Source organism: Victivallis sp., from assembly GCF_048170485.1.
In the GTDB taxonomy this organism is placed as follows: Bacteria; Verrucomicrobiota; Lentisphaeria; order Victivallales; family Victivallaceae; genus Victivallis.
Genome location: NZ_DBEXAY010000122.1, coordinates 1 through 12,308, shown reverse-complemented (window position 1 = coordinate 12,308; position 12,308 = coordinate 1). Strand labels below are relative to the sequence as shown.

General features: G+C 63.6%; 10 protein-coding genes. 8 read left to right on the top strand and 2 right to left on the bottom strand.

Going from position 1 to position 12,308, the window contains the following annotated elements:
• From ACMLHG_RS06455 to priA, 3 genes are all read left to right on the top strand, one after another.
• Nucleotides 1-663: hypothetical protein (locus ACMLHG_RS06455; RefSeq protein WP_417169957.1), on the top strand; the 663-nt coding region annotated here is incomplete at its 5' end.
• Between the two features lie 23 nt (nt 664-686).
• Nucleotides 687-1,532 carry a DUF1559 domain-containing protein gene (locus ACMLHG_RS06450; RefSeq protein ID WP_417169956.1) on the top strand — a complete coding sequence of 282 codons (846 nt, stop codon included), beginning with the start codon at nt 687-689 and terminating at the stop codon, nt 1,530-1,532.
• Between the two features lie 141 nt (nt 1,533-1,673).
• Nucleotides 1,674-3,896 (top strand): replication restart helicase PriA, encoded by a 2,223-nt coding sequence (priA, locus tag ACMLHG_RS06445; RefSeq protein WP_417169955.1) that lies wholly within the window; start codon nt 1,674-1,676, stop codon nt 3,894-3,896.
• Nucleotides 3,897-3,920: 24 nt separating this feature from the next.
• Here the strand turns inward: priA and ACMLHG_RS06440 are convergent, their stop codons facing one another.
• Nucleotides 3,921-4,793 carry an Hsp33 family molecular chaperone HslO gene (locus tag ACMLHG_RS06440; protein ID WP_295812645.1) on the bottom strand — a complete coding sequence of 291 codons (873 nt, stop codon included), beginning with the start codon at nt 4,791-4,793 and terminating at the stop codon, nt 3,921-3,923.
• A gap of 179 nt (nt 4,794-4,972) precedes the next feature.
• Here ACMLHG_RS06440 and ACMLHG_RS06435 point away from each other — a divergent pair, with 179 nt between their 5' ends.
• The 5 genes from ACMLHG_RS06435 to ACMLHG_RS06415 all read left to right on the top strand — a co-directional run bounded on the left by ACMLHG_RS06435 (nt 4,973) and on the right by ACMLHG_RS06415 (nt 11,598).
• Entirely contained in the window at nt 4,973-5,644 is a 672-nt protein-coding gene (locus ACMLHG_RS06435; RefSeq protein ID WP_417169954.1) for a GDSL-type esterase/lipase family protein, read from the top strand.
• Between the two features lie 196 nt (nt 5,645-5,840).
• Nucleotides 5,841-7,064: a substrate-binding domain-containing protein gene (locus ACMLHG_RS06430; protein WP_295812640.1), complete on the top strand. Its 1,224-nt coding sequence runs from the start codon at nt 5,841-5,843 to the stop codon at nt 7,062-7,064.
• Nucleotides 7,065-7,155: 91 nt separating this feature from the next.
• Nucleotides 7,156-8,232: a 3-deoxy-7-phosphoheptulonate synthase gene (locus ACMLHG_RS06425; RefSeq protein ID WP_295812636.1), complete on the top strand. Its 1,077-nt coding sequence runs from the start codon at nt 7,156-7,158 to the stop codon at nt 8,230-8,232.
• 76 nt (nt 8,233-8,308) lie between these two features.
• Nucleotides 8,309-9,784: a rhamnulokinase gene (locus ACMLHG_RS06420; protein ID WP_417169953.1), complete on the top strand. Its 1,476-nt coding sequence runs from the start codon at nt 8,309-8,311 to the stop codon at nt 9,782-9,784.
• Nucleotides 9,785-9,786: 2 nt separating this feature from the next.
• Nucleotides 9,787-11,598 (top strand): ABC transporter substrate-binding protein, encoded by a 1,812-nt coding sequence (locus ACMLHG_RS06415; protein ID WP_417169952.1) that lies wholly within the window; start codon nt 9,787-9,789, stop codon nt 11,596-11,598.
• Nucleotides 11,599-11,617: 19 nt separating this feature from the next.
• On the opposite strand, the gene ACMLHG_RS06410 is transcribed toward ACMLHG_RS06415, so the two are convergent.
• Nucleotides 11,618-12,232: a DNA-3-methyladenine glycosylase family protein gene (locus tag ACMLHG_RS06410; protein WP_294432753.1), complete on the bottom strand. Its 615-nt coding sequence runs from the start codon at nt 12,230-12,232 to the stop codon at nt 11,618-11,620.
• Between the last annotated feature and the right edge of the window lie 76 nt (nt 12,233-12,308).

Here is a 12,308-nt window from a genome sequence, read left to right as displayed (position 1 = left end):
TGGCAGCCGCCGGAGCGGGTCCGGGTGGAGCCTGCGCCCGAACCGCCGATGACCCGTGAAATGGAATACTGCCTCGCCGCCCGCAACCGCCGGCCGCCGCGCGAAATTCCGGAAGCCGTTGCGCCGGAACGCAAACCGCTGTCGTTGGAGAAACAGTTCAACGCCGCCCTGCTTCCGCAGGGGGAATCCCTCACCACTCCGCTGGCGGCGGCAGAAAACATCACCCGCCGGACACGGGAGTTCCGCGCCGTGCCGTTCCGGATCGGCACAACCTCCTCCGGCGCAATCGCGCTGCTGACCGGGGACGTGAAACTGGCGCTTCCCGGCCGCTGGAAGACGCTCCACTTTCTCCACATCACCTCCGGAGCGGAGCGCACGAAGCCCTTCCGCTACATCATTCACTTCGCGGATGGGTCCCGGCAGGAGTTCGCGCCGGAGAACAGCGGCAGTGCCGTTCCGGCCGGCTGGCTCAAGGAAACGCTTTCCGGCAGAAATCTCCGCCTCGCCGAATGGACCAACCGGGAACGGGAGGAGATTTCCGGCGTCACCGCGGAGTTTCAGCGCAATCTTAAAGAGATTCAGAGTGTGGAGATCGAATGCCTCAATCCGGCGGTTCCCGGCGCTCTGCTCGCCGTCACCAGCACCCCGGCGGAAGAACCATAACCCCAACCCAAGGAGATTTTGATATGAAACCGAAGTTTGAAAAAAACGCGTTCGGCACACACGAAACCCGCCCTGACGGCAAAGCAACACAACCATTTACTGTACAATTATTTACTCTTATCGAACTCCTCGTCGTCATCGCCATCATTGCGATTCTCGCGGCCATGCTGCTGCCGGCACTGAACCGGGCCAGGGAGACGGCGCGGACCGCCACCTGTCTCAACAACATGAAACAGAACGGTCTCGCCTTCAACGCCTACGCCAACGACTTCAACGACCGGGTGACAATCCGATGGGTCTTCGATTCCGCGGTCGGCGTTCCGCGGGACCGCAAATGGTGGAGTTTTCTGGCCAATCAATCTGATCTGCAGGATAAAACGGTGATGAGAGAAAAAATGGCTCCCTACCGTTGTCCTTCCACGCCATATATGCCCAAAGGGAGCGACGCCACGTTCGAGTCCTGTTTTGCAGCAAACGCAACCACCGCGGATGTCTGGGAGGGGGTGTGGGTTCAGGCCGCGGGAGTCACAAAAGCCACCGCTCATGAAAAATGCGTCTTGAAGTGGTCCGCGATTCCCGGTCAGGAAAGACGGCTGGCGGGACAGACCGACACGAACGGCAACGTTCGCCCCGTTGACTTCCGCTTCCCGATCCTGGGAGAAGCCATCGCCAACTACAGCCAGACCACCTGGAAAGATTACCAGCACTTCAATCTCTCCCGTCCCGGCGCGCACCTGAATCTGATCCACAACGGTCAGCTCAACTTCCTGCACGCCGACGGCAGTGCCCGTTCGGTCAACCGGCAGAAAGCACGCAACACCTACGGTTTCACCAAAGGTTATATCAAAGGCGTACTTACCGACCTCTGATTTGCCGTTTCCGTCGTTCCGGTCTTCCCGCCGCCCCTTGCGGGAGGGCCGGAATTTTTTCATTTCTGCCACGACAGTGCGGATTGATTTCAGCGCCTTTGCGCTGTATTGTATGAATCCGCAGAAAACACAGGAGGCATCGTGGCGGTCGCAAAGGTTATCATCGACGTGGCGCTGGATCAGGAGTTCGACTACCGGATTCCGGAGTCGCTGGCCGGTACGCTCAAGGTGGGCATGATGGTCAAGGTCCCCTTCGGGCGCTCCACCCGCGACGGATACATCCTCAGCTTCGCCGAATTCAGCGACTACCACGGCGAACTCAAGGAGATCATCGGCGTCTCCACCACCCGCGCCCACGTCCCCGAACATCTGGTCGAACTCGGCCGCTGGATGGCCGACTACTACTGCTGCAGCCAGGAGCAGTCCATCCGCACCCTGCTCCCCGCCGCCGTCCGCAGCGGCAAGGTGAAACCAAAAAAGGTGAAGGTCTACCGGATCGGCGACCGTCAGGCGGCGGAACAGTTTCTCCACGACAACGAAACGAAACCCTCCGCCGCACTCCGCATCGGATTGATTCAGCTGCTGCTCCCCGGCAAACCGCTCACCGCGGCGGAGTGTCGCGCGGCCGGATTCGGCGACTCCACCCTGCACACCCTGCTCCGGCACGGAATCGTCGCCGCCGAGGAGATCACCATCCGGCGGGACCTCTTCGGCGACACCCGGGTGATGCCGTCAACGCCGCTTGCGCCTTCACGCGACCAGGCGGCGGCGCTCGAACTCATTTCCAAAATGCTTCACGGCGAGACCTCCAGCCACGTCCTTCTGCTCCACGGGGTCACCAACTCCGGCAAGACCGAGGTCTATCTGCAGGCGATCGCCGAGGCGCTCGAACTCGGCCGCTCGGCGATCGTGCTGGTGCCGGAGATCTCGCTCACGCCGCAGACGGTCCGCCGGTTCCGCGCCCGCTTCGGCGACCACCTGAGCGTCCTGCACAGCCGCCTCTCCGACGGCGAACGCTTCGACGAGTGGAACCGGATCAACGACGGCGAAGTGCAGATCGCCGTCGGCGCCCGGTCGGCGCTCTTCGCGCCGTTCCGCAACCTCGGACTCATCATCGTCGACGAGGAGCATGAATCCAGCTACAAACAGTCGGAGGCACCGCGCTATTCGGCGCGCGACGTGGCGGTGATGCGCGGCAAACTCGAAAATGCCGCGGTGATCCTCGGTTCGGCGACGCCGTCGGCGGAGAGCTGCCGCAACGCCGCCACCGGGAAATTCCTGCTTGCGAAGATGTCGGTTCCGGTCGAAAACAAACTCGCGCCGCACATCCGGATCATCGACCAGCGGCTCTCCGGCCCGCCGGAGCCGGGCAAGAGCAACTTCTTCTCCAAGATGCTGATCGATGCGGTGTTTGACCGGATGAACCGGGGGGAACAGAGCATCCTCTTTCTCAACCGCCGCGGCTATGCCCGGGTGATGATCTGCAACCAGTGCGGCTTCGAGGCGCGCTGCCCGGACTGTTCGGTCGCCTACACCTATTCCAAACTGCACGAGACGCTCAGCTGCCACCTCTGCGGCTGCATGATTCCGGCCTACACCGCCTGTCCGGAGTGCGGTTCGCCGGAAATCCGCTACGCGGGCGTCGGCACCGAGAAGATTGAAGCGGTCGCCGGCGCGGTCTTCCACCCCGCCCGGATCGCCCGGATGGATTCCGACACCATGCGCAGCGCCGAGGATTACGAGAACGTGCTGGAGCGGTTCCGGCGCGGCGACCTGGACATCCTCATCGGCACCCAGATGATCGCCAAGGGGCTCCACTTCCCCAACGTGACGCTGGTCGGGATCATCAACGCCGACCTCGGGCTGGCGATGCCGGACTTCCGCGCCCCGGAACGGACCTTTCAGCTCATCACCCAGGTGGCGGGCCGGGCCGGACGCGGCGACATCCGCGGCGAAGTGCTGATCCAGACCCGGAATCCGGAGAACGAAACGATCTGTTTCGCGGCGGCGCAGGATTTCGAGGGGTTTTCCAAATTCGACCTCGAATTCCGCGAAATGCTCGACTATCCGCCCTTCTCCCACCTGATCGCGGTCCACTTCCGCGGGGAAGATGAGAGCGCACTGGTCGAATTCGCCACGAAATTCACCGAGGAACTGCGCCCCTACGCGCACGAGGGAATCCGGCTCTCCGGCCCCTCCCCCGCGCCGATTGAACGGATCAAGGGGAAGTTCCGCTACATGCTGCTGATCCGGGGCAGACAGATGAAACTCCTGCGGCAGGCGCTCCGGGTGCTGACGCTTCACCGCCCGGTGCCGCGCGGCATCGAGGTCTACGCCGACGTCGACGCCCAGTCCCTGCTCTGAACGCCGCGCCGGGGAAGTGTGTTTCTAGCCCTTGAGGTGATATTCGTTGCCGCAGAACTGGCAGCGGATTACCGGATCCGGCTTCTCGGCGAGCAGTTTCTGGAAATCCTCCTCCCCGAGCATCTGCCGCGCCATCTCCCGCATCCGCTCCTCATTGCAGTTGCAGGCGAACCGCGCCGGCTCCACCATGGTGACGGAGTGCTCCGGCGGCTGTGCCGTGCGGCAGAGCAGCATCAGCAGTGCCCGGAGCTCCTCCTCCGGCTCCGGCATCCGGTCGCGGAGAATCGCCCCCGCCGGCGGCTCCAGCAGCCGCTGCCGCAACACCCCGAACTCCTCCAGATCGCAGCCGGGCATCGCCTGCATCAGCACGCCGTCCGCCGAACGGACCGGCGCCGCCGGGTCCGGCTGAAACACCACTTCACAACGGATTTCGCTCTCCACCTGATCGCTGACCGAAAGAAAGTATCCCAGCGCCGCCGACGGCATGATGAAGGCGGTCTTCACCTCGCCCGAATTGAGCACCTTCCCCTCGCGGGAGCGGACGACCGCTACACTCGCCCCGTCATCGCCGCAGGCCATCTCCACCGAATCCGCCGCGGTCATCACATGCGGATTGCGCACCAGTCCGCGCACCCGGCCGTCGGCCCTGGCGTTGATCAGCATTCCGGAAACCGGACCTTTGTAATTGATCCGGATGGAGTAGCTCTCCTTTTCATCCAGCAGCACCGTCATCAGCGCCGCCGATGCAAGTCCACCCGCGAAAAGCCGCCCGGCGACCGGATCGGCGTCGTGGCGGATGATCCCCTCCGTCGTCAGTTCGTCAAACCGCCCGAGCGCCAGCCGGATTGCCGGGTTCTTCAGCGTCACCCGCATGAGATAATCCGAATTCGCGCGCATGACCATTTTGTTCCTCCTCTCTCTCTCTCCGGCATCCGCGGGGTTGAAAAAAATGCCGGACGGGTTATATTCTCAATCGTATTTTCCATACTATACAACAACCGGAGCACATATCAAATGATTTCCGCGCGATTCTCGTCATCGGAGTTTTCCGCCCCCCTCTTCCGGGAGCGATTTCGATGAGTCCGGCCCGCGTCGTCAACGCCGGATACCCCGGCGACACCACGCGCGAACTGCTCGCCCGGTTCGACCGCGACGTCGCGCCGCACTCGCCCGATCTGGTGATCCTCTGGGCGGGAGTCAACGATATGCTCTACTGCGGCCACACGGTTCCGCCGGAGGAGTTCCGCCGGAACTTCCGACGACTGGTTCACCGCTGCCGCATTCCGGGCAGTGCCGTCGCCGCCGGAACGCTGCCGCCGCGGATCAACGCCTATCTTTTCGAACAGTTCCCCGGCGCCGCGCTCGATCCGGTTCCGCCGGACGAGCGGGTCGAATGCGCCAACGAAATCCTGCGCGAACTCTCGGCGGAACTCGATTTCCCGCTGATCGACTTTGAAGGGCTCGTCCGGAGCCGCCCGGTTGCGGAGGAGCCCGCCTCGCTGTTGCGGAACTTCTCCAACAGCGGCATGCGCGACGGACTGCACCTCACGCCGGAGGGGTGCCGCCTCGCCGCGGAACTCACGTTCGAGGTGATCCGCCGCGAACATCTGCCCTGCAGTTGCATCGTCTGCTTCGGCGACAGCCTCACCTACGGCCCGTGGCTGAAGGGGCGCGGCACTGCGGCGGAGGGGGCCGAACCCTATCCCGCCCGACTGGCCGCCCTGCTCCGGCAGGCGGACGCGCGTTGACAAAAGGAGTTTCCACACGAAGACCGTCCCGGTCCGGTATTGCGCCGCATGCAACTCTCCGCCCCCATTCCCGCCGTTTTCTTGACAAAAAGGCGGAATTTTGTAAATAATTTCCCTGTTTTTGTAATTTCTCAATGACAATATTTCAATTTTTTGCTATAGTATCAGAAAAGGAGTAACGACAGGATGTATCGTCATGACGGATGACATCGCCCCGGAACTGGATCTCGACCTCGCCGCCTGCGGACGCAACCGCACGGTCGAAGCCATCCGCGATTCGCTGGCCGCCTGGCTGCGCGCCCATCCCGAAAGCGGCGGGAGGCGCCTCACCCCGGTCAGCCGCCTCGCCGCCCGGCTCGGCGTCGCCCGCCAGACGGTCCGCAAGGCGTACGACCTGCTCGAAGCCGACGGATTGCTCCGCCGCGATTCCAACGGCAACGGCTGGTATCCGGTTCCCCTCCCGCGGCAGGAGAACCGCTGCATCGGCATTCTTCTGCCGCTCTCCTTTTTGGAATACTGTTCGCGCGACCGCCGCTGGGGAGAGCGGAATCTCAGCTTCTACTCCGGCATCGTCACCCGCGCTTCGGAGCTGGGGCTCGCCACCCGCCCCTTCCGCCTGCCGCCGCCGGAAGCTCCGGAAGAGGAGGCGGAACAGGCGGCAAGAGAGGCGGAACAGAGTTTTTCCGGCCTCATCCTCTTCGGCGACCGCGGCTACCGCAACGACCCGCCGCTCCGTCGGCTTCTCGCACTCCCCGGCCTGCCGAAAGTCTCGCTGGACAGCGAATTCGATCTCGAAGGCATCGGTTCCGTCGGCTTCTCCACCGAAGCTCTCGCCCAGAGCGTCATGCAGTATCTCCGCCGTTTCGGCCACCGCAACATCTGTGTGATCCACCCGGTCACCTACCCGCGCGAATGCAGCTGTACCTATCCGATGCTCGACCGGAAACAGGTGCTCGACCCCTTCTGCCGGGCTGCGCTGGAAGGGGAACGGATTCTCGAAATCTGCAGCGGCCGCCAGGAATTCGGGGAGATTTTTCACCGCAAAGTGGCCGCCATGCTCCGGCGTCCAGTTCCGCCCACCGCTTTCTGGTGCCGGAGCGACCTCATCGCCCGGGAACTTCTCCGCGTGCTCCGGCTGGAGGGAATCCGGGTGCCGCACGACGTCTCGGTCATCGGCTTCGACGACATTTCCGAATCGGCAAAAGAAAATCCGCCGCTCACCACTCTGCGCAACCCGACCTTCGAGGCCGGGTACGCGGCAGTGGACCGGCTGGAGCTGTTCCGACGCGAGGGAATCCGGCCCGCCACCCGCACCCTGCGTCTGGCGCCGCCGTTGATCGAACGGGGCAGTGTCGATTATGCGCCATCCCGGGGGCAGATTTCCGTCGACGGGGAAAGTGCCCCCCGCCTGCCGGAATAAAAGCGCGTTTTTTTCGCACACCTTTCAACGGGTTTGCCTTGTAAATCCCCGGAACGATTGTATATTATTCCTCCTTGAAAGGATTCCAGCAATGATCAGCAGCAACAATATCAATATTGCCAGCCGCAGCGTGCTCTCCAGCCCCGGCGCGGTCCGGTCGGAACTGCCGCTTTCGCTCGACGCGGTGGTCAAGGTCATGGAGGCCCGACGGGAAATCTGCGACATCCTCGACGGGAAGTCGCAGAAATTCCTGATGATCGTGGGCCCCTGTTCGCTTCACGACACCGGCTCGGCAATCGAATACGCCGAACGGCTCCGCCAGTTGAGCGACCAGGTAAAAGACCATATTCTGCTGGTGATGCGCGCCTATTTCGAGAAACCGCGCACCACCGTCGGCTGGAAGGGGCTGATCTACGACCCGGATCTCAACAAGACCTACAACATCGAAAAAGGGATCTTCATCGCCCGCAAGCTGATGCTCCGCATCGTCGACATCGGGCTGCCGGTCGCCACCGAAATGCTCGACCCGATCATTGCACAGTACATCGCCGACATCGTCTCCTGGGCCGCCATCGGAGCGCGCACCACCGAGGCGCAGACGCACCGCCAGCTCGGTAGCGGCCTCTCGATGCCGGTCGGCTTCAAGAACGCCACCGACGGGACCTTCCAGACCGCGATCGACGCGATCTCCACCGCGCTGAGCGAACACAGCTTCATCGGTGTGCTCGAAGACGGCCACGTCGGCGTCTTCCGCACCCGCGGCAACCCGTATGCGCACATCGTGCTGCGCGGCGGCAACGGCCAGCCGAACTACGGTGCGGAACACATCGCCTTCCTCAAGGTGGCGATGCAGAAGGCACACCTCAAGCCGAGCATCATCGTCGACTGCAGCCACGCCAATTCCGGCAAGGACTACCGCAAACAGCACATCGCGCTGGAAGATGTTCTCAGCCAGATTGAGGCGGGGGAAACCGCCATCCGCGGCGTCATGCTCGAGAGCAACCTGCTGCCGGGCAGCCAGAAGATCGTCTCCGGCTGCCGCCCCACCCCCGGGCTGTCGGTCACCGACGGCTGCATCGGGTGGGATGAGACGGCGGAGCTGATCCGCTCAACCTACGCCCGGCTGGCGGCGCTCCACCCGGCCGCGCCGGCCACTCCGGAATCCTGATCCCCCGCGGGCAGGATTCCGGGCGGAAAAATTTGAATTTTCGGTTCAGGAACCATCGACACGGAGAAGACAAACCATGAGCAGCTTTCTCGCATTCGACCTCGGGGCCTCCAGCGGCCGCGCCATCATCGGATCCCTCGAATCCGGCAAACTCACGCTGACCGAGGTGCACCGGTTCGCCAACGGTCCGACCGAACAGGGCGGTTCGATCTACTGGGACTATCCCCAGCTGGTGGAAGAGCTCAAAACCGGCCTGGCCAAAGCGCTCAAAGTCGATCCCGCCATCGCCGGAATCGGCATCGACACCTGGGGCGTGGACTACGTCTTCTTCGACAACACCACCGGCGAGCCGCGCCGCTGGCCCTACCACTACCGCGACGTGCGCACCGGCAACGCCGAAAGCGATGTCTGGAGCAAGGTTCCCCGCGAGGAGCTCTACTCCCGCACCGGAATCCAGTGCATGGTCATCAACACGGTCTACCAGCTTGCGGCCCACTTCCGCGAACACCCGGAAGACTTTGAAAACAGCCATTTTCTGATGATGCCCGACGCGCTGGCCCGCGCGCTCGGCGGCGACGACACCAGCGAATACACCGACTGCTCGACCTCCAATTTGCTCAATCCGGTCTCGCGGCAGTGGGACCTTGAACTTGCCGACAAGCTCGGTCTGCCCCGGGAGATCTTCCCGAAGATCGTCCCGCCCTGCAGCTGCGGCGGCACTCTCCGGCCGGAGCTCTGCAAGGAACTCGGCTGCGGACCGATTCCGATCTTCAAGATCGGCAGTCACGACACCGCCAGCGCGGTGGCGGCGGTTCCCGCGCCGCTCTCCGGCAACTGGGCCTACATCAGCGCCGGCACCTGGGCACTGCTTGGCGCCGAACTCGACCGGCCGCTGGTGAACGAGGCGGCGTCGCAAAACAGCTTCACCAACGAAGGCGGCCTCAACGGCAAGATCCGTTTCCTGACCAACATCATGGGCAGCTGGCTCTTCCAGGAGACCCGCCGGGTCTGGAGCGAACAGAAGGGGAAAATCTCCTTCGCGGAGATGGAGAAACTCGCGCTGAATGCCGAGCCCTGCCGTTTCCTCATCAATCCGAATGATTCGAGCTTCGTCACCCCGGGCGACATGCCGCAGCGGATCAGCGACTTCTGCGAAAGCTCCGGTCAGGGGAAGATCTCCGACGACAGCGCGGTGGTCCGGGCAATCTACGACTCGCTGGCGCTCTACTTCCGTTGCAAGCTCGAGACGCTCGAAGAGCTGCTCGGCGTCAAGTACGCCTGCCTCAACGTGGTCGGCGGCGGCACCAAGGACGGGTTGCTCATGCAGCTTGCCAGCGACGCCCTGAACATTCCGGTCGTCGCCGGTCCGGTCGAAGCGACCGCCATCGGCAACCTGCTCGCGCAGGCGATCACCCACGGAGACCTCGCCGACCTCGCCGCCGCGCGGCAGGTGGTCAAGGACTCCTTCGAAGTCAAGACCTACCAGCCGAATCCGGCGATGCACGCGCTCTACAACGGCGAAATCGACCGGTTCCGCGCGCTGGCGAAATAACCATGACTGGAGGGGGCGGCCACCGGTTCCGCCGCCTGTCCGCGGCGCTCCTTCTCGCCGTTGCGGTCACGGCCGCGGCGGCGGGCGGGGAACCGTTGCGGATTCTGCACACCTCCGGCGGCAGTCGGGTCAAGACGCTCGACCCGGCGCAGGCGGACGATCTCTCGAGCCGCAACCTGACCGGTGCGATCTACGACACACTGTTGCAGTACGACTATCTCGCACGCCCCTACCGGCTGATCCCCTCGATGCTGGCGGAGATGCCGACGGGGAACGCGACGCACGACCGCTACCGGTTCCGCCTGCGGGACGACCTCCGCTTCGCCGATGACCCGGTCTTCGCCGGACTGCCGGAAAGCGCTCGCCGGATCACTTCAGACGACGTGCTCTATTCGATTCTGCGGATTGCCGACGCCCGCAATCACAGCCCGGTCTACTGGCTTTTCCGCGGCAAGATCAAGGGGCTGGATGCGTTTCACGAAGCGACTGCGAAGGCGCCGCGCGGCGATTTTTCCCTCTACGACGCCGGAATCGAAGGATTCCGCCGCATCGACGATCTTCACTTCGAACTTCACCTCACCCGGCCGGACCCGCGTTTTCTCTACATGCTCGCGATGCCGAATGCGGCGGTGGTCTGCCGCCGGGCGATCGAACGGTACGGCGAAGAGATCGCCCGCCATCCGGTGGGTTCCGGCCCCTTCCGGCTGACCGAATGGATCAACGACTACAAGTTGCAGCTCGACCGGAATCCCGACTACCGGGTCGAATACTTTCCGCAGGCGGAGAGCCCCGCCGACCGGAGCCGCCCTCTGCCGCTCGCCGACCGGGTGATCCTCTACCTCGTCAAACAGCCGATGTCCTCGTGGCTGTTGTTTCTGCAGGGGAAACTCGACCTCAACGCGCTGGACAAGGACAACCTCGATCTGATCGCCGGGGGCGGCAGGGAGCTTGCGCCGGCTCTGAAGGCGCGCGGCATCCGGCTGTTGCGCACCCCGGAGTTTGAAGTGCGCTACGTCGGCTTCAACTTCGCCGATCCGCGCCTCGGCGGCAACCTCGCGCTGCGCCGTGCGCTCAGCCTCGCGTATGACGTGCAGCGCCGGGTGGAGCACACCAACTACCAGCTGATTCCGGCGCAGGGGCCGATTCCGCCGGGAGTGGCGGGGTTCGACCCGGAGTTCCGCAACCCGAATGCGGCGGATGATCCGGAGCGGGCGAAGACACTGCTGGCCGAGGCGGGATATCCCGGCGGAATCGATCCGGCGACCGGCGAACGACTGCGTTTCACCTTCGACCAGACCGGCAACAGTTCGGCCTACCGCCAGCTCGGGGAGCTGACCGCCGCCGATTTCGCCCGCATCGGGGTGGAGACCGAACCGGTGCTCAACAACAATCCGCGGTTTTACGAGAAGCTCCGGCAGGGGAAGCTCCAGCTTTTCCGCCTCTCGTGGGTGGGGGATTACCCGGATGCGGAGAACTTCCTCCAGCTCTTCTACAGCAAGAACATCGGCGGTTGCAACCGGACCGGATTCAGCGACCCGGTTTACGACCGGATGTTCGAAGCGATTCTGCCGATGCCGGACTCGCCGGAGCGGACCCGCCGCTACCGGGAGATGGTGGAGTACCTGGCGAAACAGTGCCCGTGGATCTTCGAGGGGTACCCGATCTCCTACCTGCTGCACCACAGCTGGCTGCAAAACTACCAGCCGCACGACTTCGCCTTCTCGCGCTGGAAGTACCTGACGGTCGACCCTGCCGAGCGGGAGAAGGTGCGCAAGACCTTCACCCCGCTGACCTTCCGCGAACTCAACCAGTGAGGAGACGGGGCGGCGAACTTCAGCATCCGGCGATGCCGCCGGGGCGGATTCTCCAGAGGTAGAGCGAAGCGAGCGTGCCGTACGGGGAACAGCGGCGGCGGAAGGCTTCAAACTCCTCTTTGGAAAGCGAATCGCGCCGGGTAAGCAGCATGATGCCCCGGCGGATTCCCAGATCGCCGAAACTCAACACATCCGGGCGGCCGAGGGAGAAGATCAGCAGCATCTCCGCGGTCCAGACGCCGACCCCCTTGAGTTGAATCAGTTTCTGAATGACCGCCGCGTCGTCGAGCGTGGCGAGCGAGGCGAAGTCGATGGAACCCGAAACCGCCGCTTCGGCGATGCCGCGCAGGTACTCCACTTTGCGGGAGGAGAGGCCGCACGCGCGCAGCGCCCCGGGGTCGGCCGCGAGAATCCGTTCGGCGGAGAGTTCGCCAGTCAGCGCCTCCAGCCTTCCCAGAATCGCCTCCGCCGCGCGGATGGCAAGCTGTTGCGAAACGATGCTCCGGACCAGTCCGCCGAAGAGATCGCCATCGCACTCGAGCTCCGGCAGAGTGATCTGCCGGACGAACTCCCGGAACTCCGGCACCTGCCGGCAGAGCGCCCGTTTTTCCGTTTCAGTAATTTTGAATTTCATTTGTCAGTAACGCAAAAATCGGAATGCGAGAAGGAAAAACCTTTTCAGGAAAGGTTCTTTCCTTCTCGCGCTCTTC

Coding starts and splice junctions, on each gene's coding strand:
- ACMLHG_RS06410 (WP_294432753.1), bottom strand. CDS start 12,232: ATGAAATTCAAAATTACTGAAACGGAAAAACGGGCGCTCTGCCGGCAG.
- ACMLHG_RS06430 (WP_295812640.1), top strand. CDS start 5,841: ATGACGGATGACATCGCCCCGGAACTGGATCTCGACCTCGCCGCCTGC.
- ACMLHG_RS06440 (WP_295812645.1), bottom strand. CDS start 4,793: ATGCGCGCGAATTCGGATTATCTCATGCGGGTGACGCTGAAGAACCCG.
- ACMLHG_RS06450 (WP_417169956.1), top strand. CDS start 687: ATGAAACCGAAGTTTGAAAAAAACGCGTTCGGCACACACGAAACCCGC.
- ACMLHG_RS06435 (WP_417169954.1), top strand. CDS start 4,973: ATGAGTCCGGCCCGCGTCGTCAACGCCGGATACCCCGGCGACACCACG.
- ACMLHG_RS06420 (WP_417169953.1), top strand. CDS start 8,309: ATGAGCAGCTTTCTCGCATTCGACCTCGGGGCCTCCAGCGGCCGCGCC.
- ACMLHG_RS06415 (WP_417169952.1), top strand. CDS start 9,787: ATGACTGGAGGGGGCGGCCACCGGTTCCGCCGCCTGTCCGCGGCGCTC.
- ACMLHG_RS06425 (WP_295812636.1), top strand. CDS start 7,156: ATGATCAGCAGCAACAATATCAATATTGCCAGCCGCAGCGTGCTCTCC.